Source organism: Flavobacterium hydrophilum, assembly GCF_003202405.1.
Lineage (GTDB): Bacteria > Bacteroidota > Bacteroidia > Flavobacteriales > Flavobacteriaceae > Flavobacterium > Flavobacterium hydrophilum.
The window spans coordinates 487,269-514,167 of the sequence record NZ_QJHL01000003.1 but is presented as its reverse complement, the minus strand read 5'-3'; the positions used below and the strand labels follow the sequence as shown (position 1 = coordinate 514,167).

The window sequence follows — 26,899 nt, the reverse complement described above, 5'->3', positions numbered from 1 at the left end:
ATCAAAGTGATATGCTAGAAATCAGTTTAAAAGAAATCATTACAGTAAGCATGGTGCTGTTTGCAGTTATTGATATTGTAGGCTCTATCCCAATCATTGTAAATTTAAGGGCAAAGGTAGGACATATTGATTCCGAAAAAGCTTCACTTGTTGCAGGAACAATTATGATTGTTTTCCTTTTTGTTGGAGAAGGCTTGCTGAACCTTATTGGCATTGACGTTCATTCATTTGCTGTTGCTGGTTCGTTTGTATTATTCTTTCTGGCTTTAGAAATGATTTTAGGAATTAGAATTTACCGTGACGAAGAACCAGGATCTGCATCAATCGTTCCGTTAGCTTTTCCGTTAATCGCCGGGGCAGGGACAATGACTACTTTACTTTCGTTACGATCTCAATTTCATACTATTAATATTATCATTGCCATTTTATTAAATATTATTCTTGTATATATTGTTTTAAAATCATCCAAAAAAATTGAAAATCTACTGGGAGAAAACGGGCTTGGAGTAGTTAGAAAGACATTTGGGGTAATTCTCTTAGCAATAGCTGTTAAATTATTTGCAGCTAATGTTAAAGGTTTGTTCGTCTAAAGGATATTTTTTTAAATTTGCTCCATAAAATTCTAAAATACAGCTCAAAAAGCTCTGCTTTATTATTTTAGACAAACAAATATCCTATGAAAATCTTTACTTCCATCTTAGTGGTTTTGGCATTAGCTTTAATTGTTTTTAATATCACTCAGCTTGACTTTCAAAATCCGTTTGAAGGAGACAGTGCTGTAGCTCTTATTGGAATCGCTGCTTCATTCTGTGCCGTTTTAATTCTTTTGATTTTTAGAATCTCAAAAAAAATAGAAGAAAAAACAAACGGGAGATAATATGTTTGACGTTTTAATTTTAGGCGGAGGCGTTTCGGGAATATCCTGTGCACTCGTTTTAGGATCTGCCAAAAACAAAGCTTTTGTTACCGATAAAAAAATCGGAATTTTTACACATCAGAAAAACTCTTCTTTACAGGAAGCCATTTTCTATAATGCTTACGGAATAACACCTGGCAAATTAGGATCTGAATTGCTTACAGAAAGCACTCATGATCTGGCGACGACTTATCCTCATATTACTCAGATTCCAAATGAAAAAGCAATTAAAGTTGAGGGCGTTTACCCAGAATTTACAGTTACCACAAACAAAAATTCATACCAATCAAAAAACGTTATTATCGGAATTGGTTCTGCGAATACTTTTGACATCGAAGGTTTGATGCAATATGTAGAGCCTCACAAAAAAGCTTTACCGGAAAAAAAACGTATCCAGCTTAAAAATGACGATCATAAAGTAGCTGATGGCATTTATGTTATTGGTACTTTAGCAGGCTGGAGAAGCCAATTGGCCATTGCAGCCGGAAGTGGCGCTGCCGTTGCTACGGATATTCTTACTTTATGGAATAACGGTGTGCAGACTCACGCGCATGATAGCATTCGCTAGATTTACAAAAAGAACAATATTGTCCCAAGCAAAGCAATCAGAACTACAGGCACAAAACTTCTAATACCAAGTTTTATAAGCTTAGAAACATTCACATCCTTCAAAATTAATTTATCTATAAGATAATTAAAAAGAAGAAGCATCCCTATGCCAATTGCACCAATTGCTGACAATTCTAAAAAACGATAAATGAACGAGAGAGGTAATTCATCAACCAGTTTCATTTTTTGCTCATAGCTTCCAATCCAAAAAACACTAATGAAACCAACAATTACAATCGTACTTAGACTAAAAAAAGAATTAATTAATTTCATTTCAAGCTTTATGGATTTATTCGGTTAACATTTCTTCCTTTATTTCAAAAAAAAATGCATCAATTAAAAATCAATGCAAATTAGTTTATTCATCTTAAAAATTGTTTACTTAACAGAGACAATTTCTGTTACTTTGATATGTTTCTCATCCTCTGTTTTCCAGATTTCTCCTTTTACAGAAACATTATCGCCTATTTTTAATTGTTTGTAATTTTGAGGTCCCCCTACATTTACAATACTGATGGTTGCAAAATAAACCTCTTTTGCATCAGTAGTAATCTTAGCAGTGTAACCGTCTTTTCCGGCTTCTATTGAATCTACTTTTCCTGAAACAGTATTATTTTCTTTCATAGTTGCGCATGAAATTACAAAAGTCATTAAAACGAATAGAAAGCTTATTTTTAGTATATTTTTCATGTTTTGTTCTTTATTATTTATTGTAGAGCGATACAGCTTCCTGCTATTACTTTTAAACTTTCATCAAATTGTTTCCAAACCCTAATATAACGAAAAGCACCACTTATCGGATTATTATCAAATGCTCCTTTTAAAGAAACGGTCACAGCAACCACAGCCGTATCATCAATTATATTGATAATTTGATCTGACGCTTCCAGTGAATCGACTTTCATTTTGCCTGAACGATATGAATTTAAATCGAATTCTTTGGTAATGGTATTTCCGTCCGGTAAATTGAACAGCAAATCGTCATGCAGCATCTTTTCCAATAGCAAAACATCTGCTTTTTTGATAGCTGTCAGAAGTTCGATTTCAGCATTTACAACAGTTTCTGTTTTCATTATAAAAAAATTAAATGATTATTTTTTTGGATTCAGAACCTTTTTAATCATGGCATCTTCTTTCAGAATCACATCGTAATAATACAACTCACCATATAATTGCCTTGCAAATTCAGCAGTTATGTAACGATTGACCAGGTCTTTAGTTTTGTCTAATTTAAGATCCAGACCCGTCATAAAAATGTAGTTTTTGAATTTTTTAAAATAAGCATCTGATTTTCTCATTTTAGCCAAAAACTCATTAAAATGAAGTCCTGCAAAAACATTTCTGTTTTTATCTAATTCTTCGAAGACAAAATGACCTACAACTCCTGTTTGCAGCAAGTAAGCCACATTTTCATTACCATGCTCAGCTTCCATTGGCACAAAAACATCCGGAACGATTCCGCCTCCACCGTATACAATTTTACCTTTTGGAGTTTTAAATTTTAAAGAATCAGCTACTTTTATACTGTCTTTTGCATATAATTCCCCTGATTTTATTCTCGCTTCAGATTCTTTATAATATTCTTCGTTTCCTTTGGCATACGGTTTTTGAATTGATCTTCCAGTTGGAGTGTAATATCTCGCCACGGTTAACCGAACTGCCGATCCATCATTAAAATCCATTTCTCGCTGTACCAATCCTTTCCCGAAAGAACGCCGACCTACGATAGTTCCGCGGTCATTATCCTGAATAGCCCCAGCCAGAATTTCACTTGCCGAAGCACTATTTTCATTAATTAAAACGGTTACTTTTCCCGTTTCAAAACTTCCGCTTTTTGTAGCATATGTTTTTTCGGTACTGCCATTTTTATTTTTAGTAAAAACAATCAGCTGTTTGTCTTTCAAAAACTCATCGGCAATAGCCACCGCTTCTTCCATATAACCACCGCCATTATCACGAAGATCAATTACCAAAGACTGGATTCCTTTTTGTTTTAATCTTGTAAGCCCGACCTTAAACTCATCATAGGTCGTTTCGGCAAAACGATTTATTTTGATATAACCCGTTTTATTATCCAGTAGCAAAGATGCATCTACGCTTTTTAGCGGAATAACATCTCTTTTGATTTTAAACTTCAATTTCTTTTGTTCTGATTTTCTAAAAACCGTTAATTCTATTTCAGAGCCTTTTATTCCTTTTAATTTAGAAAACAAACTATCAGAAGGCAGTTTTCTTCCATATAATTTCGTTTTTCCGGCATATAAAATCCGGTCACCTGATTTAATTCCGGCTTTTGCGGAAGGACCGTTTTCAACAGGTTTAATAATCGCTACAGAATCTTTATACATGTAAAAATTAATTCCGACACCCACAAAATCACCTTTCATACTTTCGGCAACTTCGGCTTGTTCACTTGGCGGAATATAAACAGAATGCGGATCTAATTTTGACAAAATATTATCCACTGTCAAATTTACAATCGAATCGGTATTAACACTATCGACATACTCATTATTGATAAAATCAATCAGTTTATTGAGTTTGGTTTTTGAGTAATTTTTAGCCAAAAGAGTATCTTCTACAGGAGCATTCATCAGGCTCCCGAGAACAGTTCCAAGAGCAAAAGTTGCTCCGATAACTACTGGCAAATATTTTGAATTGAATTTCATTATTCTCCTAAAACAGGAATATGCTCTACCTCAACACCTGCTTTTAATAAAAACTGTATTCCGGAATCATCACGATATCCATTTTGGTAGACTACTCTTTTAATACCTGACTGATGTATTAGCTTACTGCATTCTTTACATGGTGAAAGTGTAATATATAAAGTCGCACCTTCGCAGGATTGTGTTGATCTGGCTACTTTTAAAATCGCATTTGCCTCAGCATGCAAAACATCCCAACGCGTTAATCCGTCTTCATCTTCACAGCAATTTTCAAATCCGGTTGGTGTTCCATTATATCCGTCAGAAATAATCATTCTGTCTTTTACAATTATAGCACCTACTTGTTTTCGCTTGCAATACGACAGTGAACCCCATTCTTTGGCAATTCGTAAATACGCTCTGTCGTACTTATTTAATTTTTTTATATCCATTAATTTATCTGTTCCAAATTGGGCTCTCTATAATCATCGGAATCACAACTCCGATAATAAAAGCCGACATTACAAGTGCCCAGTCGCGTTTTGAAAAACGAAATACTGTCTGCACTATATATGATAGTACCAAAACCACAAAAACCACTATTATTTGCGCCGCTTCGATTCCGAGTGCAAATTCCAATAAAGGTACTAATTTTGACGAAGCTGTTCCTCCTAAAATAGTTTTAAAATAATTTGAGAATCCAAGTCCGTGAATAATTCCAAAAAACAGAGTCAGAAAAAAAACTAAATTGACACTTTCATTTTTGGATGCTTTCCCTGCTGTAAAAAGATTGAAAAATGCCGTTATTAAAATAGTAACCGGAATTAAAAACTCTACCAGATTTGCTTTTACTGCTATAATTCCAAAAACAGAAAGCAACAATGCTAATGTATGACCAACTGTAAATACCGTAACAAGCAACAAAATCCGTTTCCAGTCCTTAAAAGCATATGGTGTTGTCAAAGCTATTAAAAACAATACATGGTCATACGCATGAATATCTAAAACATGCTTTAAACCTATCTGAAAATAAATCCAAAATTCTGACATGAGGCTACTTATATTAATTCATTTGGGGTTGTAAACTTACGATTTATTTTGAAAAATTAAATACAGCCCTTTATTAAAACAACGGATAAAAATAAGTTAAATTTTATGAGAACTTTAAAATTAATAATTTAAAATAAAAATTATCTTTGCCTAATAAAAACCCTTTTAATTATGTCATTTTCAGATTTATTTGATAGCGAATTCAAACAAAGAAACAAAGGTCACTTTTCAGCAATTGTTCGTGTAGCATTAGCAGACGGAGTTGTATATCCTGAAGAAAAAAGCTTTTTGGACAAACTTGCCTCCCGTTTAGAAATAACAGAGTCCGAGTATGAAGAAATCCTTGAAGACCCATTGAAATATCCTATCAATCCACCTTATTCATATGTTCAGCGTTTAGAACGTTTATATGATTTAACAAGAATGGTACATGTTGATCATCATCTTGAAGATAAACAAGAAGTTTTATTAAAAAAGATAAGCATTGCCTTAGGATTTACTCCAAGTAATGTAAATTATATCATTGCAAAAGCATTGTCATTAGTAGACAAAAAAGTCGATGGAGACACCTTTATTTATGAAATGCAGCACATGAACAAATAATATTCTGCTTTTCTGTTTAAAGCTGAGATTAAATTATAAAACCCGACAAATTTAAAACTTGTCGGGTTTTGTTTTTTATCGCTGAGGATAATTTTAAAGAGTTTCAGCCATAAACGCCTCTGCCTTTTCAACCATATTAATGCTTCCGCAGAAAAACGGAACTCGTTGATGCAGTTCTGTTGGCTGTATTTCCATTATTCTTCCAAAACCGTCTGATGCTTTTCCTCCAGCCTGTTCTGCAATGAATGCCATCGGATTGCATTCGTACATCAAACGTAGTTTCCCTTTTGGTGCTTTCGAACTTGTTGGATAGAGATAAATACCTCCCTTAATCATATTTCGATGAAAATCAGAAACTAAACTTCCAATGTATCTTGAGGTGTAAGGTCTGTCTTCTTCTTCACGCTGACAATATTTTATATAATTTTTAACCCCTTGCGGAAAGTGAACATAATTTCCCTCATTTACCGAATAAATGTTCCCGTCTTTCGGAAATTGCATGTTTGGATGTGACAGGTAAAATGTACCAATTGCAGGATTCAAAGTAAATCCGTTTACACCATGTCCTGTTGTATAAACTAACATGGTCGAAGTTCCGTAAATTACATACCCTGCCGCAACCTGATTGACTCCCGGCTGTAAAAAATCCTCACTTGTAACCGGAGTCCCGATTGGTGTTATTCTTCTGAAAACAGAAAAAATAGTTCCTAAAGAAACATTCACTTCAATATTTGAAGATCCGTCAAGAGGATCCATTAAGATCACGTACTTATTATTATTACTGTTGTCGCTCCCCTTGACAGTAATATATTCGTCGTTTTCTTCTGAAGCGATACCACAGACAATCTCACGGTTTATTAACGTCTGGATAAATACTTCGTTGGCATAGACATCTAATTTTTGCTGTTCTTCTCCCTGGATATTCTGTTCGCCTACTGCGCCAATTATATCCACTAATCCAGCTTTGTTTACTTTATAGTTAACGACTTTTGCCGCCAAACGTATAGAGTTGATAATCCGGGAAAGTTCACCGGATGAATACTGAAATGCTTTTTGGTTCTCAATAATAAACTCTCCCAGTGTTTTATTGCGTTCTTCCATTGCTATATCGTTGTAGTTTTTAATTATAAGTCACAAATATCGCTTTTTTTGTGAGAATGATTCAAAAATTATTTCGTTAGTTTGCTACTATTGTATATTTGCTAATGAAATGCAAGAAGTTTCATTTAAAAAAATACTTAATTAGAGAATAACAGGTTAAAAATATGAATTATGGATATTAGAAAAGGAAAACCTGAAGACATGAAATCGGTTTTAGCACTGATTCAGGAGCTTGCAATATTCGAAAAAGAGCCAGATGCCGTTTTAATAACCGAAGAAGATTTAGTACGAGATGGTTTTGGAGAAAATCCTTTATTTCATGTTTTTGTTGCAGAGGTTGACAAAGAAATAGTTGGAATTGCATTGTATTATTATCGTTATTCTACCTGGAAAGGAAAAACAATTCATCTTGAAGATTTAATTGTAAAAGAAAAAATGCGTGGAACCGGTTTAGGATCTGCACTTTATTCTGAAATAATGAAACAAGGAAAAAAAGATAATGTTCGAAGAATCGAATGGAATGTTCTTAACTGGAATACTCCTGCTGTAAATTTCTACGAAAACTCAGGCGCAAAAGTTATCGAAGAATGGAGAGTAGTCCAAATGGATGAGGCAGGCATCAATTCGTACTTAGAAAAAATAAATTAATCAAACAAAAATCGACAGGTAATTAAGGAGTATGATCCTGTCAAAACATTAAAATTTTAAAAAACTGATAGAGACGCACTGCAGTGCGTCTCAACAATACAAATTAAAGATGAGAGTATTTAAATTTGGTGGTGCATCGGTAAAAGATGCTGAAGGAATTAAAAACGTTTATGACGTTTTACAAAAAGTTGGGTATGAAGATGTGATTTTAGTCGTTTCGGCTATGGGGAAAACCACAAATGCTCTGGAGCTTGTTATCAAAAATTATTTCGATAAATCAGAAGAGCTTAATTTATCTGTACAAGAGATAAAAAAATATCATAATCAAATATTGCTTGATTTATTTGAAGATGAAAAACATGCCGTTTTTGCAGCTGTTAAGGAGCAATTTTCAGAATTAGAATACTTTCTGGCACATAATAAATCTCCAAATTACAATTTCGTTTACGATCAGATTGTGAGTTTTGGTGAATTGATTTCAACTAATATTCTAAGTCATTTTATGAATTTCATGGGTATCCAGACACAATGGCTTGATGTCCGTAATTTTATTAAAACCAATGCAAATTACAGAGATGCAGAAGTTGATTGGGAAACTACTCAGCAAAACATAAGTAAAAATGTGCCTCGTAAAATATTAAACATTACACAAGGATTTTTAGGTGCTGATGAAAACAACTTCACGACAACTTTAGGACGTGAAGGTTCTGACTATACTGCCGGAATTTTTGCTTACTGCCTAAATGCAGAAAGTGTTACCATCTGGAAAGACGTTCCGGGAGTTATGAACGCAGATCCGCGTTATTTTGAAAATGCGAGTTTATTAAACCAGATTTCATACAGAGAAGCAATTGAACTTGCTTTTTACGGAGCGACGGTTATCCACCCGAAAACCTTACAGCCATTACAGAAAAAAGAAATCCCTTTATACGTAAAATCTTTTGTTAATCCTTTATTAAAAGGAACCTGTGTTTCTAAAGGAGTGGATTTAGAACCTTACCTGCCTTGCTTTATCGTAAAAAGAGAACAGCTTTTGATTTCGCTTTCTTCTATTGATTTCTCCTTTATAATGGAAGAAAATATCAGTGAAATTTTTGGGTTATTCCATCAGTTTAAATTGAAAGTAAACTTAATTCAGAACTCTGCAATTAGTTTTTCTGTTTGCGTAGAAGATAAATTTGGAAACTTCAACGAACTGAATGCCATTCTTTCGAAAAAATTCAAAGTTGATTATAACGAAAATGTAACATTGTACACGATTCGCCACTTTAACGAGCAGGCTGCAGAAACTGTTGTAGAAAACAAAGAAGTTTTACTAAAACAAGTAAGCCGTGAGACAATGCAAATTGTAACTAAAGAATTAAAATAATAGTTTGTAAAAAAGGTAATTATTCAATTCAGATTATAGAGAAAGGTTTCACTCATGGTGAAGCCTTTTTTGTTTTTATTGGTTACAAAAACTAAAACATCCTTCACAACATTTCCCAATTATAAATACTACTTTTGGCTTTTTAGAGTTAAAGTATTTATGCTGAAAAAATTACTGTTTTTAATGGCTCTTATTTGTTATTCCGGGCTTCAGGCTCAGGAAACAGATTTGCTCTATAAAACTAAAAAAGTAATTGCCACACGAGACACCATTCATCTGGAAAATGTCAGTATCAATTCCGGCTTTTTTCAGCTTTTAAATTCTAAAAATGAACCTATTGATTCTACTTTTTATAAAATTAACTTTCAAAAAGGACATCTTCTTCTAAACGAAAAATTCAATTCAGAATCAGATACCTTAATTGTCAATTACTTAAAATATCCTGATTTTTTAACCAAAGAATATAGCCTTTACGGCTCCAGCCAGGTGGTGAGCAATGATGTGGGTTCTGAAAAATTATACAAGATAGACAACGCCAATGCTAAAAAAGCAACTCCGTTTGATGGACTGAATACCTCTGGTAGCATCACTCGTGGTGTCACAATCGGAAATAATCAAAATACGGTTCTAAATTCCAATTTAGACCTTCAGATTACAGGTAAAATATCGGATAAGGTAAGTCTTCGGGCATCGCTTCAGGACAATAATATTCCTTTGCAGGAAGGTGGTTATTCGCAAAAACTGGATCAGTTCGATAATATCTTTATGGAATTATTCAGCGATGACTGGAATATTCGGGCCGGAGATGTGTTTTTAGAAAACAGAAAAACGCAATTTTTAAGTTTCAACAAAAAAGTTCAGGGAATATCCGCCAGTTTTGATTTTGGCGATGAAGACAACAAAACCAATGTTTTTGCATCCGTAGCTTTCGCAAAAGGACAATATGCAAAAAGTACTTTTACAGGTCAGGAAGGAAATCAGGGACCGTATAAATTGAAAGGGCAAAATGGCGAATTGTATGTTTTGGTCATTTCAGGATCGGAACGAGTGTATGTAAATGGTGTTTTGCTGAAAAGAGGTGAAAATAATGATTATGTAATTGATTATAACGCAGGAGAAATTGTCTTTACATCGCTTTTTACGATTACTTCTGAGATGCGAATCAATATTGAATACCAGTATTCAGACAGAAATTATAACCGAATGGTTACCTATGCCGGAGCTTCTCACGAAAGTAAAAAATGGAGTTTTGCCGGTTATTTATATTCTGAAAATGATTTAAAAAATCAGCCTTTACAACAAAATCTTTCTCCGGAACAGGTTCAAATTTTAGGTGAGGCAGGAGATGATCGAAATTTGATGAAAGCACCCTCAGACTATGAAGATACTTATTCCGACAAGAAAATTTTGTATAAAAAAATAGTTGACAATGCTGTTGAAATTTACCAATACTCAAATAATCCAGATGATGTTCTGTACAATGTAAAGTTTAGTCTTATGGGAGCCAATTCCGGAAATTACGTGATACAAAATACTAATTCTGTTGAGCGGATTTATGAATATATTGCCCCCGTAAACGGAATTCTTCAGGGAAATTACGAACCAGTTGTACAATTAGTAGCTCCGATGAAACTTCAGGCAGCTACTTTTTTAGGAAAATACAATCCTGATGAAAAAACGCTGGTTGATTTCGAAATCGGAATAAGTAACAACGACCAGAATTTATTTTCGGATATTGACGATGGCAACAATAACGGAATTGCCTTAAAATTAAACACCAAAAAACGTCTTTTTACCAAAGAATGGACATTGGATGCTTTCGCTAATTACCAGTTTGTAGATGAAAATTTCAAATCGGTCGAACGTTTGTATACTATCGAATTTAACCGTGACTGGAATTTAAACACGACTCTTTTAGGCAATCAGAGTTTGTTGGTAACAGGTTTAAATTTTGATTTATTTTCTAAGAAAAAAACTTCTAATATTGGTTTATTCAACTATCAGTTTGAAAAACTAGATTTTACCGAAAGTTATACGGGAAACCGACATACTTCTACAGCTTTTTTCAAATTAAAAAACTGGACTATCGAAAATCAGGGTAGTTTTTTAAATTCTGATGCAACAGCTTCGACTTCAAAATTCATTAGAAACTTTGCTAAAACCAAGTATCATTTTGGAAAAAACTGGATTGGAGGCAATTTTCAGATAGAAGACAACCAGGAAAAAGACAAAGCGACCAATCAATTTTCGGCAATTAGCCAGCGATTTTCAGAATATGGCGTTTTTGTGGGACGAGGTGACAGCACTAAGGTTTTTGTTGAACTGGGCTATTTGCGCAGAAAAAATGACAGCTTACAAAATGGATTATTGCAGCATGTAAGCAATTCGCAAACCTATTTTTTGAAGTCTAAACTGATTCAGAACAAAAAAACAGATTTAGCCGTTTACGCCAGTTATAGAAATTTAGATTTTACAGCTGCTGACCGAAAAAATGAACCTTCCTTAAATGCAAGAGTTTTATACAACGATCGTTTTTTTAATCAGTTTCTTCAAATTGGAACTGTTTACGAAACAAGTTCAGGAACTATAGCACAGCAGGAATATACGTATCTGGAAGTTCCGGCAGGTCAGGGTGTATATGCATGGAATGATTATAACGGCAATAATGTTCAGGAATTGGAAGAATTTGAAGTAGCCCCTTTTCCGGATCAGGCAAAATTCATCCGGATCTTTTTACCAAATCAGGTTTACATCAAAACCAATCAGAATAAATTTTCGCAATCACTTACGATAAACCCTTTGCAATGGCAGAATGAAAAAGGTTTCAAAAAAATAGTTTCCTATTTCTACAATCAGACATCCTTTATTCTGGACAAGAAAGCAAAAAGTGATGGTAATAATTTTGAATTGAATCCTTTTAGCACTTCTGGAGAAAATATCCTGGGATTAAATTCGAGTTTTAGAAACAGTTTGTTTTATAATCGTGGGAAACAAAAACATTCGGCAACTTATTCTTTTCTTATTAATGACGGAAAAAATCTGCTTTCAATTGGATCGCAATCTGTAAAAAACAATTCCCATCAATTGCAATACACCCATTTGTACCAAAAAAGCTGGTTACTGAATTTATTTAGCAAAACGATTCAGACCTCATTAACATCAGAAGATTTTACTGAGAAAAATTACAAATTAACGGGTTTTCAAATTGCTCCGAAAATCAGTTATTTGTTTTCTAAAAATACAAGTCTGGATATCTTTTATGAATTACAAAAGAAAGAAAACCAGATTGGAAATTTTGAAACCCTAACCCAAAACCGACTGGGAACTTCATTTTCATATTCCGGAGATAAAAAAGTGACTATAAATGGAGAGTTCTCTTTTTATGAAAACAAATTTGTTGGAAATGAATTTTCTTCTGTAGGATTTCAGATGCTTGAAGGACTTCAGGCAGGTGAAAATTTAGTCTGGAAACTGCTTTTACAGAAAAACATCACTCAATTTTTAGATGTAAACTTAAATTATCAGGGACGTAAGAGTGAAACCGGAGTTACTGTTCATACTGGAAATATTCAGTTAAGAGCTTATTTTTAACAGATTATAGAATTGTAATGATAAATTGATTATTTTTAATTGAATTTTAACCTTTGAAACTATGAAAAAATTATTATTGCTTTGTTGTATGATTGTTTTATCTGGTAATTTTTACGCACAGGAAACAACAAAAACAACGAAAGCCAAAACTGAAACGGCAGCTCAAAAGAAAAAAGCTGCAGATAAAGCCAAAGCAGAAGCCGACAAAGCTAAAGCAACTTCCGGTAAAGCTAAAGAAGCGTCTACAAAAGCAAAAAAAGAATCGGCAAATGCTAAAACTGCAGCAAAAAAAGAGGCAGCAAATACTAAAACTGTAGCAGACAAAGAAGCTTCAAAAGCTAAAAAAGAAGCCAGTAATGCAAAAAGCGATGCCGCAAAGGCAAAAAAAGAAGCTGACAAAGCTAAAAAAACAGGCACCAAAACTTTAAAAGAGACAAATGAAAAAGCACCAAAAGTTGCTGACAAAGTAACGGGTGAATATAATGGTAAAAAAGTGTATACCGGACCAAAAGGCGGAAGATACTATATCAATAAAAACGGAAACAAAACCTATATTCAGGATTAAAAACTTCCTGTCTGAGCAAAGAAGCCCAGATTTCTATTTAGAAGTCCGGGCTTTTTTAGTTTATCTATTTAAAGGGAGTCACCATGATTAAGGCAGAGACTTTTAACGGCATAAAGACTTTGACTCCGCTCAGCCTGACACTCTTTATTTAAGCCATTGGATTGAATTAATTTTTCATTGAGTTTTGGACTTGACATTGAAATTGATGTTTTTTTGAACTTGAATTCCAGAGTTAATAATTTAGTAATGTATTCGAAATAACAAAAAAAGAGGATTTTTTTATCTTCGTTTCAAAAATCGCTACACATGAGCATCGAATATACTGCCAATAAAACTATTTTAATAACTCCTTTAAACTGGGGATTAGGTCACGCAACGCGATGTATCCCAATAATTAAAGCTTTACAGGACAATAATTACATCCCTATAATTGCTTCAGATGGAATTGCATTGGCTCTATTGCAAAAAGAATTCCCATACATTCAAACTTTAGAATTACCTTCATACCATATTGAATATGCTAAAAACGGCAAAAACTTTAAATGGAAACTGATTAAAAGCCTTCCTAAAATGATTACCGCTATTTTAGATGAAAAAAAAATAGTGAATTCATGGATTAAAAAATATGATATTGACGGTATTATTTCAGATAACAGACTTGGAGTTTTCAGCAAAAAGGTACCTTCTGTATTTATCACGCATCAACTGAATGTTATGACAGGAAACACAACAAAGTTTACCAGTAAATGCCATCAGTATTTTATCAGAAAATACAATGAATGCTGGATTCCTGATACAGATGGAGATCCAAATTTAACAGGTAACTTAGGGCATCTTAAAAACAACGAATTAAATCTCAAATATATTGGTCCTTTGAGCAGAATGCGCAAAAAAGATACTCCAAAACAATATGATTTAATGATTATTTTATCTGGTCCGGAACCTCAGCGTACTTTGCTGGAAGAGAAACTGCAGAAAGAAATTACACGATACAGAGGTGAAATTGTTTTTGTAAAAGGTGTTGTCGAAAAAACACAAACAAAACAGCAGATCAAAAATGTAACGTATTACAATTTTATGAATACCAAACAGCTTGAACAGACTTTTAACGAAAGTGATTTGGTTTTATGCCGATCAGGTTACACTACCGTTATGGATTTGGCAAAATTGGGTAAAAAAGCCTTTTTTATCCCAACGCCTGGTCAATATGAGCAGGAATATCTGGCCATAAAACTACAGGAAGAGCAATTAGTCCCTTATGCAACGCAAAACGACTTTACTATTGAAGATCTTTCAAAAGTAAAATCGTTTAAAGGTTTGTCCCAATTTGAAAATAAAATTGACTGGGATTCGCTATTTACCGTTTTTGAGAAGTAAAATTAGAAATTAAACTGTGCCTGTAATCGTAATAAATTACCTTGTTGTCTATTAACAGGCAGTGCACTGTCTTCAAAAGTCCTGTCAGCAATTACATATTCTGCTACTAACTCAAATGCTTTAATTGGCTGCCATTCCACACCAATTTGGTAGTCTCTTACGACATAACTTCTGGCGTCCTTTTCATATTTTTTACCTCCGTCATAATATTGAAATTTGGCAAAAGGATATATATGCTGTTTTTTAAGATCCCATTTATAATTTAATAAAACATAACCTCCATTCAAATCGGTAACATCAACTGAATTTGTTGTCGGGTTATAACGTGGACCAGTACCAATATTATATTCTGTCTGGATTCCGAAAGGTTTTGGATACAAAACAAAAGTTGCTCCTATCCTCTCGTCTTTTATGTACTGAGGATCACCATTTACTACAACTCCTGAGGAAACTTCACCAGTGAAAGCCCATTTTCCTGTATAGGCCTGAATTCCAGGTTCTATAATCTGGTTTCCAATAACAAATGGGTAAGTAACTCTTGCAACGACATTCAAATCTCTGTTTCCATCTATTTTGTTGGCTATTTGTCCATTGTATGCTCCCAAAGCAAAAACTCCAAAATCACCTGAGCCTTTATAGCCATCTTTTACCAGCATTTCAAAACGTTTTCTGATTTCTGCAGGCGCCCAATAAAAAAACATTCCTAAGTCACGTTCATTTGATATGGCACTGTTTATTCCATCAGCCCGGTCTAAAGTAAGACGCTGCGAACTGGACTGCATGTTTTCGAATCCATACGGAATTTTACTCTGCCCGATACGTACACGATATTCTCTTTTTTTATCAAAAGAGAGGTCAAAATACAAATCACGGATTTGAACAAAGTTATTAAGTCCACTGCCTGGCGAACTTGCAAAATCCGGTTGAAAATAGAAAAAAACATTTGGATGAACCTGACCTGAAAACACTAAACGCGCTCGGCGAATAAAAAGTCCGTTATTTGCTTTTGCATCCGGAGCGGTTGAAGTTGTTCCCCAGGATTTATCACATTGGTCACAGGAAACTTTGTCGTTTGTAGAAAACAAACCATTATATCGTATTTGTGCATAACCTCTTAGTGAGATTCTATCGTACCAATGTTCTTCGATACCACCACCAGATTTAGTATCAGGAAGTTTTGCTTTATTGATAGAATCTAAAATACGCATCACTTCGTTTTTTACATCCTGTTTATTCAATTCCTGCGCATTTGCTCCGCAGCTAAGCAGTACTAAAACTGCCATTATTGTTCTTTTTATCATTTTTTCTAATGCCCTTAATTTCAGGATGCAAAGATGTAACCACCTGTGTTAAGAAATCATTAACCAGATGTTATTATAATAAAAATTTAATGTTACGGATTAAATCTTAGTGTTGATTTATTGTTAAATCCCTTGTTTTAGAACTTTTACGAAAACAACAATTACAATTATTTAACCTCAGCTTTTGTTATTTTATTCGCTTTTTCAAGGGTAAAAGAGAATTCTGAACCGATTCCGAACTCACTTTCTACATATACTTTCTCTTTATGGGCTTCGATAATATGTTTTACAATTGCCAAACCTAAACCGGAACCACCTTCAGATCGTGTTCCGCTTTTATCAACTCTGTAAAAGCGTTCAAAAAGACGCGGGATATTTTGTTTCTCAACTCCTTCTCCATTATCACTAATACGGATTAAGACTTTTTTCTTGGTCAGATTAACAACGCCAACTTCAGTTAAACCTCCTTCTTTTCCGTATTTAACAGAGTTCACGATTAAATTTTCCAAAACCTGCTGTATTCTGTCCTGATCTCCTTTAACTATTAAGGATTGCACGTTCTTGCTTTCGAATGCTAATTTGATTTTCTTTTTATCAGCCTTCATTTCCAGCAAATCAAAAACATTCTGAATCAGGTTAACGATATTAAATTCGGTAATGTTCAAATCTAAATCTCCTGATTCTAATTTGGTAATCATATCCAAATCTTCAACAATGTATATGAGCCGTTCTACTCCTTTTTCTGCGCGCTTTAAATATTTTTTTCGAATTGTTTTATCGTCCATTGCACCATCCAGCAAAGTCGAAACATATCCCTGAACTGTAAATAATGGTGTTTTAAGTTCATGCGAAACGTTTCCTAAAAATTCTCTTCGGTATTGCTCTCTGATTTCAAGCATTTCGATTTCGAGTTTTTTATCTGTAGCGAATTTTTTCACTTCACGTGAAAGCGTTTCCATATCGGTAGTTATAGGCTGATTGATCAGAGTAGTAGATTCTAATAAAGAAACCTCATCGTAGATTTTCTTAACTCTTCTGTAAATAAAACGTTCAACACGATATTGCAGTACTAAAAAAGAAAAGATGTAAACAGAAATTATAAAAATTATTCCAAACCCAAGCTGATATTTTAATTGATTTTTATAAAATATATTCATCAGAAGCAATACAAAGCCTGTTGTAAAAAGACTTATATACAATGCTGATTTGATAGCGAATTTGTAGGTTTTTTTAAAATTGATTTTCATTGAAATTTTAAAATAATGAGAATTGAAGGTATTGTTTTTTTACCATATAAGTGATATAAGTTCATTTAAAAAAGCCAATCTTTGCCAAAGTTTTAAATTTTGACAAAGATTGACTTTGATTAAATAAAGTACAATCACTATAAATTTAAATGAACTTATATCACTTAATATGGTTCAAATTTATATTGAATGTTTAAGCTTCGAATTTATAGCCTACCCCTTTTATGGTTTTAAAAAGATCTTCGCCAATTTTTTCGCGCAATTTGCGGATATGAACATCAATAGTTCTTCCGCCCACTACCACTTCATTTCCCCAGACTTTATCTAAGATTTCGTCTCTTTTAAATACTTTCCCTGGTTTTGAAGCTAATAAATAGAATAATTCGAATTCTTTTCTTGGCAGTGAAATTTCAACATTATCTTTGATAATTTTATATTCTTCACGGTTGATTTCTATTCCGCCCACATTTAAGGTATCCGTAACCACTTCCTGTTCTTTTAACCTTCTTAACAAAGCCTTTACTTTACTTACCAGTACTTTTGGTTTTATTGGCTTGGTAATGTAGTCATCAGCACCGGCATCAAAACCAGCTACTTGAGAATAATCTTCGCTTCTTGCCGTTAAAAATGTTATGATTACATTATTTAATTCCGGAATTTTTCTGATGTGTTCACAAGCTTCCATCCCATCCATTTCGGCCATCATTACATCCATAATGATAAGTTCCGGTAATTCTTTCTGAGCCTTTGTGATTGCCTCTTTTCCATTTGAAGCCGTAACAATCTGATAGCCTTCCTGAGCGAGATTGTAGCCTACAATTTCAAGAATATCCGGCTCATCATCAACTAACAAAATCTTGGTTTGTGTTTTTTTCATAAATAGCAAAAATTGAAATTTTACATCAAATTTTCTTTATTATATATTCGATGCTTTTGAATTGCGATGGTAAATATAATACAAAAACAACGGTTGAAAAGTCGTGTTAACGGTAATTTAATCTGGTAACAATTTGATAATCTACAAGACACAAAAACATAACAAGTGCCTAACATGAACTTTACAGTGCGTTTATTTCTTTGCACCAAAATAAATTAAACACAACACTGAAATGAAATTCAATTTAAAATTTCTAATTATCACATTATTTATCTGTACGATTTCGGTCGCACAAAACAAAGGTACGATTTCTGGTGTACTAACCGACAAAGAAACTAATAATGAAGTACTTCCTTTTGCTAATATATTAATTAAAGGAACCAACATTAGTGCCAACACTGACATTGAAGGAAAATATTCCTTATCCTTAAATCCGGGAAATTATACAGTTATCTTTAGTTTCGTTGGATATGAATCTGTAGAAAAACCTGTTACTGTTAAAGCAAATGAAACTGTTACTGTTAATCAGGTATTATCAGCAGGAGGTTATACGCTGAAAGATGTTGTTGTAAAATCGGCATCAGGAAACAGAGAAAAAGAAACTGCCTTACTTTTGGAACAAAAAAATGCTGTTACTATAAAACAAAGTATTGGTGCACAGGAAATGTCCAGAAAAGGAGTTAGCGATGTTGAAGAAGGTTTAACTAAAATAACCGGAATTACTAAAGTAGACGGAAGAGGTTTATTCATCAGAGGTCTTGAAGACCGTTACAATAATTTATTGGTTAACGAATTACAGACTCCATCTAACAGTCCATTCAAAAAAATTATTCCATTGGATTTATTTCCTACAGACATCGTTGGGGTTTTAAATATATACAAAACATTCAACCCTAATATTTCCGGAGATTTTGCAGGAGGAACTGTAAACATAGAAACAACCCAGCCTAAAAACATCACTAAAATCAATGTAGGCTTTGGATATACCACAAACAACAACCTTAAAAATTTCTTACTTTCTGATGATGCAGACAGTACAAAAGGTACTTTCGGATTAATTGGAAAAGAAAGAGAATTACCTGAGGTCTTTGGTTCTGTTCCAAGCGGAAGAAAATTATCTCCAGACGAATATCACAATGCTTATGATGATAAAAACTGGAATGTTAATGAAACTTCAAGCCCTTTAAATTCAAGTATTGGCTTTTTACATTCGAAAAAATTTGATCTTGAAAAAGAAAGAAACATCAGTTATATCATGTCATTCAACTTTGATAACAAATATATTTTCAGAGAAGGTGTTGACAGAACTTTCAACTTAGCTCAGGGCAATTATGACAATAATTTGTTCAATACACAATACGCTTACCAAACTACATTTTCAGGTTTAGCAGGTTTAAAATATAAGACCAACAGATTAAACCTGAATTTTACAAGTTTGTTTATTCAGGCTACCGAAAGTTTAATCCAGGATCAGCTAGGATACACCAACAGTTTGGCAAATGTAAACAACAACCTTATTAGAGGAAATCAATTTGAAGAATCCCGATACTGGAATACTCAGCTGTTTGGAGATTATAAATTGACAGAAGACGGAAAGCAAACCATAAAAGCCGGAGGTTCTTATGTAAAAACAGGATTTCAACAACCGGACAGAAAATTTATAACGGGTCAAAAAGTGAGTGATACCGAAATCAATATGTCATACGGAGGAAACAACTTAAACCGTCAATACTTAGATGTAAACGGGAATTTCTACTTTTCAGCTTTAGCAGAATATAATCTGAAATTTGGAAATAAAGAAAAACAAAACAACTTGTCAGTTGGATATAATAATTTCCTAAACGATATGCAGTCAAGTTACCGTTTCTTTTCAGGAAGGAGAAATATTGAAAAAAATTATACAGCTGACTTAAACACTATCAGTATTCCAATCAATGATGACATTGACAACGGAATCCTATATGTTCAGGAAGAATCTAACGGGGATTACAAAGTAAAACTAAATCAGTTTGTAAATGCAGGATACTTTAACTTGTTTTGGACTTTTGGCGAAAAATGGGATTTGAATGCCGGTCTTAGAGCCGAAAACTCAACTCGTGAAATTAAATACAGAAATCAGGGTGATCCATTTGGAAGTGCTTATCGTAAGAAAACGGATGAGAGCCTTGATATTCTTCCATCGATAAACACTAAGTATGCCGTAAACGAGAACAGCAATCTTCGTGCTTCTGTAAGCAAAACGATCACAAGACCTGTTGCTATGGAATTGCTGCCAATCAACTACATCAACCCGGATGCAACTTCAGTAAGTGGTAACTCAAACTTATTAAACAGTAATAATTACAACGCAGATTTTAAATATGAATTATTCCCAAACAGCAAAGAATTGTTTGCTATTGGAGCTTTCGGAAAATTAATTGAAGATCCAATCGAGAGAGTTTTCAAACCAACTGCAAACAGCGGAGGTCAGATTACAACCTTCAAAAACTCTGAGCAGGCTGTTATTTATGGTGCTGAAATTGAAATGATTTTAACATTGAACAGAATTAGCGAATCATTATCAAACTTCACTTTTGGTTTCAATACTTCATTAATGAATACCGATGTAAAAATTGATTTGACCAAACAAGGAAATGAATTAGAAAACAGCAAAAACCGTAAACTTCAGGGAGCCTCAAACTGGATGATTAATACAGACCTGAAATATGAGTTTACCCTGAACAAAGAGTGGAAAAACACAATGACATTGGTTTATAATGTTTATGGAGACAGAATCTTTGCAGTGGGTTCATCAGGAATGGATCACATCTATGAAAAATCATTTAGCAAATTAGATTTTGTATGGTCAAGTACACTTTCTAAAAACATTGATCTAAAATTTGCGGCAGAGAATTTACTTAATCCGTATTACAGAAAAGAATTAGGAAAAAACAGCACTATAGACATTACCGAAGATTCATTAGTACTTCGTGAATACAAAAAAGGAGTTGGTTTCTCAGTAAATATCGGATACACATTTTAATCAATAAAAAAGAGCTTTTTACAGCTCTTTTTTTGTTTAAGTACATAACATAAAATTTACATCAAATTGATTGTTATATAATACTTTGATAACAATTAGCTAACTAGATTTAGGAATCACGAGAGTACTTTTGAATCAACATAATAACACAAAAAAAATATAATTAAAATCATTAAAAAATGAAAAAATTAGCAATCAGTCTTACTTTTTTAAGCTTAATTTTCGCAAGTTGTTCTTCTAGCGATGATGATACTGTAACTCCTCCACCAACTGGTTCAGGAGAAATTACCGGAGACATTACTGCTTCAAAAACATATATCAAAGGTACTTATACATTAAGCGGTACTGTAAGAGTAAAAAGCGGTGTAACTTTAACTTTTGAAGCAGGATCTGTTATTACAGCTGATGCATCAACTGGAACTGACGCTTTGTTAGTAGAAAAAGATGGAAAATTAATTGTTGCAGGAACTGCAGCAGAACCAGTAGTTTTTACAGAAAAATCTAAAACTGCAGGATCTTGGGGTGGAATTATCATATTTGGTGATGCACCGATTGTTTCCGGAAAAACTACAGACGGAACTCCAATTACTACAGCAACTTCAGAAGACGGAACAAATATTGTTTATGGTGGTTCAAACCCTACCCACAGCAGTGGTTCATTAAAATACGTTCGTGTAGAATACGCAGGAAAGAAAATCCTTGACGGTAACTCCGAAATGAATGGATTCTCATTCTACGCTGTTGGTTCTGGTACAGTTTTAGAAAACTTAGTAGCTTATAAAGGTGCTGATGACGGTTTCGAATTCTACGGTGGAACTGTAAGTGCTAAAAACTTAATTTCATACGGAAATACAGATGATTCTTTTGACTGGCAAGACGGATGGCAAGGTCAGGCAAACACTAACTGGTATGCTTACCAAACTGGTGCTGGAAATTTCGGAATGGAAATTGAAGCTAAAAGTGTTAACAATGCATTCTTCCCAAAAGTTTCAAACATTACTTTAAGAAGAGCTGCAGGAACTGCAACCGAAGCAGGAAATCCAGCTGAAATTGATGCAATTCAATTCAAAAAAGAGGGTAATGGTGAATATTCAAACATTGTGATTTCTGGATATACAAATACCTATACAAATGCTGGTGTTACAACAAACGCAGTTGCTGTTAGAATTCAGGAGGCTGCTACAAACACTAATCAGGTAGCTGGCGGAAAAATTAAATTATTAAATGTAAAAATTGATGATGCTGCTACTCTTCAAACAGGTGCTGGTGCAGCAGGTTTTACAATTGCTTTCCCAACAGGAAACTTTACAACAAGTACAGCTGCAACCGGAGCTGCTTTAACTCCTGGTGCATGGGCAATTGTTGACGGTGTAAACTTATTAGAAAAGCTATAAGACTCACTTATAAATTGTTAAAAACATCCTAAATATTTAGGATGTTTTTTTTGGTGTAATTTTTGAAAACTTTTTTTTGTATATTTACAATATCTAAAATTCTGCGATGGCAAAAAATTACTTTTATATTACTTTCTTACTGGCTTTTTTCTTTACTGTTAGCGTCTCTGCTCAGGATATAAAGACAGCGCCAAAAACTCAGGGAGCTCCTATAGAGGGCTTAAGCTTGTATCCTAACCCTGTGACAAATGGTAAAGTATATATCACTTCAAAAAATGATCTCGAAAAAGAAATTATCATTTTTGATGTATTAGGAAAAAAAGTACTTCAGGCACATTTGGCCACAAAAGAATTAAACATAGGTGATTTAACTCCGGGAGTTTACATCATAAAAATAAGTGAACAAGGCAGTTCGGCAACACGAAAACTGATTGTCCGATAAAACATAAAACACATAAAGCTCCAATAATTTGGAGCTTTTTTATTATCCTTACATCCTACAATTATTTATACCTTTGTACAAAAAAGTTTTGATTACAGCCAGCGATATATTTACCATTTCAAGTCAGAAACAATTTGAAAAAATAGCACTTAAGGTGTTTCGTTTTCAGTATGAGAATAATAAAGTATATCGTGATTTCTGTGATTTTTTAAACGTAAATGTACAACAGGTAAAATCGCTGGAACAAATTCCTTTTTTACCTATTCAGTTTTTTAAAAGTCACGAGGTTGTATCCAATACCGATTTCCCGCAGGTTACTTTTACCAGCAGCGGAACTACCGGAATGATTACCAGCAGACATCTGGTTACTGATGTTTCCCTTTATGAAGAAAGCTATCGTAACGGATTTTCCCAATTTTACGGCAATATCGAAGATTACGTTGTTTTGGCCCTTTTACCATCCTATCTTGAACGCGATGGCTCTTCGTTAATTTATATGGTCGAAGACTTAATAAAACTATCCAATCAGCCTGAAAGCGGGTTTTATCTGCACAACCACGACGACTTAATTAAAAAACTGACTGCTTTAGATGAATCCGGGCAAAATGTGATTTTAATTGGTGTTACGTATGCTTTATTAGATTTGATTGAAAAACATCAATTTCAACTTCAGAATACCATCATTATGGAAACGGGCGGAATGAAAGGCAAACGCAAAGAAATGATTCGCGAAGAATTGCACGAACAGCTTTGCAAAGGTTTTGGAGTTTCTTCTATTCATTCAGAATACGGCATGACCGAACTTTTAGGACAAGCCTATTCTCTTGGCGAAGGTGTATTCGAATGTCCGTCATGGATGCATATTTTAGTTCGCGATCCCGAAGACGCTCTTACTTACGTGAAAGATGGAAAAACAGGCGGAATCAACGTTATCGATCTGGCCAATATTAATTCCTGTTCGTTTATTGCTACACAGGATTTAGGCAAAAAAAATCCCAACAACTCTTTTGAGATATTGGGACGTTTTGATAATTCTGATATTCGTGGGTGTAATTTGATGGTTTTGTAAAATATTAAACCACACGAATTACAAAATAATTTTTCTTTCCGCTTTGCAATAAAACAAACTGATTATTGATCAAATCATTTGCAGACAACACAAAATCTTCCTTAATTTTTTCTCTGTTAACCGAAATTGAATTTGCTGTTAAAGCGCGTCTTGCTTCTCCGTTTGATTTAAAGAAACCAGTTTTCTCGTTTAAAATAGTAATAATATCCAATCCGTTTTCTAAGTCTGTTTTTGCAATTTCTGCCTGAGGAACTCCGTCAAAAACTTCTAAAAAGGTTTTTTCATCCAATTTCTTTAAATCCTCCGCAGTTGAATTTCCGAACAAAATATTCGAAGCCTGAATTGCTTTTTCTAATTCTTCTTTACTGTGAACAAAAACGGTAATTTCTTCTGCTAGTTTCTTTTGTAAAACTCTTAAATGAGGCGCTGCCTGATGTTCTGCAATTAAAGCATCTATTGTTTCTTTATCTAAAAAAGTAAAGATTTTAATATATTTTTCTGCATCAACATCTGTAGCATTTACCCAAAACTGGTAGAATTTATAAACCGAAGTTTTATCCGCATCCAGCCATACATTTCCGCCTTCGGACTTCCCAAATTTTGAGCCGTCTGCTTTTGTAATTAAAGGCGTTGTTAAAGCAAAAGCCTTAGCATTTTCTCCTCCCATTCTGCGAACTAATTCTGTCCCCGTAGTGATATTTCCCCATTGGTCAGAACCTCCCATTTGCAAAAGGCAGTTATTATTTTTATATAAATGATAAAAATCGTATCCCTGAATTAATTGGTACGTAAATTCCGTAAAAGACATTCCTTCGCCTTCTCCGTTGATTCTTTTTTTAACAGAATCCTTCGCCATCATGTAATTTACCGTAATACGTTTTCCAACTTCACGGGCAAAATCAATAAACGAGAATTCTTTCATCCAGTCATAGTTATTCACCATGATTGGTCCGTTTGGTTCATTTGAATTAAAATCTAAAAAACGTGACAATACACTTTTGATTCCCGCAACATTTTTAGCTAAAGTTTCTTCATTCAGCAAATTTCTTTCATCAGATTTTCCGGATGGATCACCAATCATTCCGGTTGCACCACCCACTAAAGCAACGGGCTGATGGCCAAAATTCTTTAAATGAACCAGCAAAATAATCTGAACCATACTGCCAATATGCAGCGAATCTGCCGTTGGATCGAAACCAATATAAGCCGATGTTACCTCTTTTAGCAATTGTTCTTCCGTTCCTGGCATGCTATCATGGTACAAACCGCGCCACTTTAATTCTTCAACTAGATTCTTCATTTTAAAATATTTTTGCGCAAATGTAATCAATATCAATTTCAATGGCAAAAAACAATGGCAATGTCAAATTCAAAAAACAATGGCAAAAATCAAACTCAATATCAATTTTAAATTACAAACTTTAAAAATTACAAATTCTAATTTTTCAAAAAAAGCTATTTCCATTTTGTCCAATTTGTAGCAAAAAAACTTTGAGCCTTTGTATCTTTGTAACTTTGTAACTTTGCCTCAAAACAGTATATTTACAAAATGGTATTAGTAACAGGAGGAACTGGTTTAGTTGGCGCACATTTATTGCTTCATTTAATTGAAAATGGAGAAAATGTCCGGGCTATTTACCGAAACTTAAACAATATCCAAAAAACAAAATCGGTTTTTGAATTGTATAAAAAAGGAGATTTATTCGAAAAAATCAATTGGCTTGAAGCCGATATTTTAGATGTTCCTTCCCTGGAAATTGCTTTTATCGGAATAGAAAATGTTTACCATTGCGCTGCCTTGATTTCTTTTGATCCAAAAGATGAAGATGCTCTTCGAAAAACCAATATTGAAGGAACCGCCAATATGGTTAATTTTTCTTTAGCCAAAGATGTAAAGAAATTTTGCTTCGTAAGCTCCATTGCAGCTTTGGGAGATTTGCAGCCCCATGAAACTTATATTACCGAAGAAACCGACTGGAATCCGGAAAAACCACACAGTGACTACGCAATTTCAAAATACGGTGCCGAAATGGAAGTCTGGCGAGGAGTTCAGGAAGGCTTAGATGTGATCATCATAAACCCTGGAGTTATTCTTGCGACTATTTCAACCACATCAATTTTCGAACACGGAAGTAATGAATTGTATACAAAAGTAGCCAACGGCCTTTCATTCTACACCCTTGGAAACACTGGATTTGTTGCTATAAATGATGTAACCAAAATTGCTTATGAGTTAATGAAAGGCGGCATAAAAAATGAGCGTTTTACGTTAATTTCAGATAATATTATTTTCAGAGATATTCTAAATACGATTGCTGAAGTTTTAAAAGTAAAAAAACCAGCAATTCACGCCACGCCACTATTCATGAACTTCCTTTGGATTGCAGATGGAATATTTTCAACTTTATTCTTTCAAAAAAGAAGCCTTACGAAAGCAACTGCAAAAGCCTCATATTCTAAGAATCTATACTCAAATGAAAAAATAAAAACCGCTCTGGGAACGGTTTTTTTAGATGTGCAACAGTACATAAATGAAACGTCGAAATTATAATCCTTTATGCTGAAGTCGTCTCATTCTTTTTATAGAATCGATATTTACTTTTTTTATAACCTTCTTTTTTACAGAATCTTTAGGAGTTTCTTTTAGTTTTTTCTTTTTGGCTTCAGCTGCTTTTTTTGCATCCGCTGCCTTTTTGTCTTTTGCAGCTTTTTTTTCTTCAGCTTTCAGCTTTTTTTCTGTACTCTTTTTCTCTTTATCTAACCTTGCATTTATTTCATCAAACATCTCTTTGTAGCTGTCATAATCAGCAGCATAATACATATTACTTTTGGCAAATTGCAAACTATCAACCTTATATTTCTTTAAAATAAACTTCGTAGGATTTGATTCAACTGAATCCAACGATATAGGTTGTTGGTATTTTATGGCTTCCAAAAGAGACAGATCGTATATAATATCAATCATTTTTTCTTTCTCAATAAGTTTAGCAGGTTCTTTAACCAGCTCTTTTTTACAACTTACAGAAAGAAACAAAACCAATAGTATAAATACAAAATTCTTCATTGTAAT

Annotated in this window: 26 protein-coding genes; 14 read left to right on the top strand and 12 right to left on the bottom strand. The window is 33.8% G+C overall.

Translation table 11 applies throughout. The features are described from left to right. Positions 1 to 11: 11 nt before the first annotated feature. The 3 genes from DMB68_RS15325 to DMB68_RS15315 all read left to right on the top strand — a co-directional run bounded on the left by DMB68_RS15325 (position 12) and on the right by DMB68_RS15315 (position 1,484). On the top strand, positions 12 to 590 hold the full coding sequence (locus DMB68_RS15325) for a MarC family protein (protein ID WP_110347535.1): 579 nt from the start codon (positions 12 to 14) through the stop codon (positions 588 to 590). Positions 591 to 676: 86 nt separating this feature from the next. Beyond that, positions 677 to 877 (top strand): hypothetical protein, encoded by a 201-nt coding sequence (locus DMB68_RS15320; protein WP_110347534.1) that lies wholly within the window; start codon positions 677 to 679, stop codon positions 875 to 877. A 1-nt stretch (position 878) separates the two neighbouring features. Then, on the top strand, positions 879 to 1,484 hold the full coding sequence (locus DMB68_RS15315; RefSeq protein WP_110347533.1) for an FAD-dependent oxidoreductase: 606 nt from the start codon (positions 879 to 881) through the stop codon (positions 1,482 to 1,484). Between the two features lie 2 nt (positions 1,485 to 1,486). Here the strand turns inward: DMB68_RS15315 and DMB68_RS15310 are convergent, their stop codons facing one another. The 6 genes from DMB68_RS15310 to DMB68_RS15285 form a co-directional block, all read right to left on the bottom strand. Beyond that, positions 1,487 to 1,798, bottom strand: a complete 312-nt coding sequence (locus DMB68_RS15310) for a hypothetical protein (protein ID WP_110347532.1) — start codon at positions 1,796 to 1,798, stop codon at positions 1,487 to 1,489. Between the two features lie 105 nt (positions 1,799 to 1,903). Continuing rightward, positions 1,904 to 2,215, bottom strand: coding sequence for a hypothetical protein (locus tag DMB68_RS15305; RefSeq protein WP_110347531.1), 312 nt, complete (start codon positions 2,213 to 2,215; stop codon positions 1,904 to 1,906). A gap of 17 nt (positions 2,216 to 2,232) precedes the next feature. Next, complete coding sequence (locus DMB68_RS15300) at positions 2,233 to 2,598, bottom strand: nuclear transport factor 2 family protein (RefSeq protein WP_110347530.1); 366 nt, start codon at positions 2,596 to 2,598, stop codon at positions 2,233 to 2,235. Positions 2,599 to 2,616: 18 nt separating this feature from the next. Then, entirely contained in the window at positions 2,617 to 4,194 is a 1,578-nt protein-coding gene (locus DMB68_RS15295) for a S41 family peptidase (RefSeq protein ID WP_110347529.1), read from the bottom strand. Then, positions 4,194 to 4,625 carry a deoxycytidylate deaminase gene (locus DMB68_RS15290; RefSeq protein ID WP_110347528.1) on the bottom strand — a complete coding sequence of 144 codons (432 nt, stop codon included), beginning with the start codon at positions 4,623 to 4,625 and terminating at the stop codon, positions 4,194 to 4,196. The genes DMB68_RS15295 and DMB68_RS15290 overlap by 1 nt, the downstream gene beginning before the upstream one ends. Positions 4,626 to 4,629: 4 nt before the next feature. Next, positions 4,630 to 5,223 carry a HupE/UreJ family protein gene (locus DMB68_RS15285; protein ID WP_110347527.1) on the bottom strand — a complete coding sequence of 198 codons (594 nt, stop codon included), beginning with the start codon at positions 5,221 to 5,223 and terminating at the stop codon, positions 4,630 to 4,632. Positions 5,224 to 5,394: 171 nt separating this feature from the next. On the opposite strand from DMB68_RS15285, the gene DMB68_RS15280 reads away from it, so the two are divergent. Continuing rightward, positions 5,395 to 5,826, top strand: a complete 432-nt coding sequence (locus tag DMB68_RS15280; RefSeq protein ID WP_031455251.1) for a TerB family tellurite resistance protein — start codon at positions 5,395 to 5,397, stop codon at positions 5,824 to 5,826. A gap of 93 nt (positions 5,827 to 5,919) precedes the next feature. On the opposite strand, the gene fbp is transcribed toward DMB68_RS15280, so the two are convergent. After that, positions 5,920 to 6,927 (bottom strand): class 1 fructose-bisphosphatase, encoded by a 1,008-nt coding sequence (gene fbp, locus DMB68_RS15275; protein WP_110347526.1) that lies wholly within the window; start codon positions 6,925 to 6,927, stop codon positions 5,920 to 5,922. 171 nt (positions 6,928 to 7,098) lie between these two features. On the opposite strand from fbp, the gene DMB68_RS15270 reads away from it, so the two are divergent. From DMB68_RS15270 to DMB68_RS15250, 5 genes are all read left to right on the top strand, one after another. Beyond that, entirely contained in the window at positions 7,099 to 7,575 is a 477-nt protein-coding gene (locus DMB68_RS15270) for a GNAT family N-acetyltransferase (protein WP_110347525.1), read from the top strand. 109 nt (positions 7,576 to 7,684) lie between these two features. Then, positions 7,685 to 8,944: an aspartate kinase gene (locus DMB68_RS15265; RefSeq protein ID WP_110347524.1), complete on the top strand. Its 1,260-nt coding sequence runs from the start codon at positions 7,685 to 7,687 to the stop codon at positions 8,942 to 8,944. A 159-nt stretch (positions 8,945 to 9,103) separates the two neighbouring features. Beyond that, complete coding sequence (locus DMB68_RS15260) at positions 9,104 to 12,535, top strand: hypothetical protein (RefSeq protein WP_110347523.1); 3,432 nt, start codon at positions 9,104 to 9,106, stop codon at positions 12,533 to 12,535. 61 nt (positions 12,536 to 12,596) lie between these two features. Beyond that, positions 12,597 to 13,100 carry a hypothetical protein gene (locus DMB68_RS15255; RefSeq protein WP_110347522.1) on the top strand — a complete coding sequence of 168 codons (504 nt, stop codon included), beginning with the start codon at positions 12,597 to 12,599 and terminating at the stop codon, positions 13,098 to 13,100. A gap of 306 nt (positions 13,101 to 13,406) precedes the next feature. Then, positions 13,407 to 14,477 carry a glycosyltransferase gene (locus DMB68_RS15250; protein ID WP_110347521.1) on the top strand — a complete coding sequence of 357 codons (1,071 nt, stop codon included), beginning with the start codon at positions 13,407 to 13,409 and terminating at the stop codon, positions 14,475 to 14,477. Positions 14,478 to 14,479: 2 nt separating this feature from the next. Here the strand turns inward: DMB68_RS15250 and DMB68_RS15245 are convergent, their stop codons facing one another. From DMB68_RS15245 to DMB68_RS15235, 3 genes are all read right to left on the bottom strand, one after another. Continuing rightward, positions 14,480 to 15,778, bottom strand: coding sequence for a porin (locus DMB68_RS15245; RefSeq protein ID WP_110347520.1), 1,299 nt, complete (start codon positions 15,776 to 15,778; stop codon positions 14,480 to 14,482). Between the two features lie 167 nt (positions 15,779 to 15,945). Further along, complete coding sequence (locus DMB68_RS15240) at positions 15,946 to 17,025, bottom strand: sensor histidine kinase (RefSeq protein ID WP_110347519.1); 1,080 nt, start codon at positions 17,023 to 17,025, stop codon at positions 15,946 to 15,948. 193 nt (positions 17,026 to 17,218) lie between these two features. Next, a complete protein-coding gene (locus tag DMB68_RS15235; protein WP_110347518.1) occupies positions 17,219 to 17,902 on the bottom strand; it encodes a response regulator transcription factor in 684 nt (227 codons plus the stop codon). Positions 17,903 to 18,134: 232 nt separating this feature from the next. On the opposite strand from DMB68_RS15235, the gene DMB68_RS15230 reads away from it, so the two are divergent. The 4 genes from DMB68_RS15230 to DMB68_RS15215 all read left to right on the top strand — a co-directional run bounded on the left by DMB68_RS15230 (position 18,135) and on the right by DMB68_RS15215 (position 23,829). Continuing rightward, positions 18,135 to 20,924 (top strand): TonB-dependent receptor, encoded by a 2,790-nt coding sequence (locus DMB68_RS15230; protein ID WP_110347517.1) that lies wholly within the window; start codon positions 18,135 to 18,137, stop codon positions 20,922 to 20,924. Positions 20,925 to 21,103: 179 nt separating this feature from the next. Then, positions 21,104 to 22,318 (top strand): hypothetical protein, encoded by a 1,215-nt coding sequence (locus DMB68_RS15225; protein WP_110347516.1) that lies wholly within the window; start codon positions 21,104 to 21,106, stop codon positions 22,316 to 22,318. 106 nt (positions 22,319 to 22,424) lie between these two features. Further along, entirely contained in the window at positions 22,425 to 22,760 is a 336-nt protein-coding gene (locus DMB68_RS15220) for a T9SS type A sorting domain-containing protein (RefSeq protein WP_110347515.1), read from the top strand. An 88-nt stretch (positions 22,761 to 22,848) separates the two neighbouring features. Beyond that, a complete protein-coding gene (locus tag DMB68_RS15215) occupies positions 22,849 to 23,829 on the top strand; it encodes a LuxE/PaaK family acyltransferase (protein WP_165830150.1) in 981 nt (326 codons plus the stop codon). A 4-nt stretch (positions 23,830 to 23,833) separates the two neighbouring features. Here the strand turns inward: DMB68_RS15215 and tyrS are convergent, their stop codons facing one another. Further along, complete coding sequence (tyrS, locus tag DMB68_RS15210) at positions 23,834 to 25,129, bottom strand: tyrosine--tRNA ligase (protein ID WP_110347513.1); 1,296 nt, start codon at positions 25,127 to 25,129, stop codon at positions 23,834 to 23,836. A 249-nt stretch (positions 25,130 to 25,378) separates the two neighbouring features. Between tyrS and DMB68_RS15205 the strand changes: the two genes are divergently transcribed. After that, positions 25,379 to 26,380 (top strand): NAD-dependent epimerase/dehydratase family protein, encoded by a 1,002-nt coding sequence (locus tag DMB68_RS15205; protein ID WP_110347512.1) that lies wholly within the window; start codon positions 25,379 to 25,381, stop codon positions 26,378 to 26,380. On the opposite strand, the gene DMB68_RS15200 is transcribed toward DMB68_RS15205, so the two are convergent. Then, positions 26,375 to 26,893, bottom strand: a complete 519-nt coding sequence (locus DMB68_RS15200; RefSeq protein ID WP_110347511.1) for a DUF4296 domain-containing protein — start codon at positions 26,891 to 26,893, stop codon at positions 26,375 to 26,377. The two genes, DMB68_RS15205 and DMB68_RS15200, sit on opposite strands and share 6 nt — an antisense overlap. Between the last annotated feature and the right edge of the window lie 6 nt (positions 26,894 to 26,899).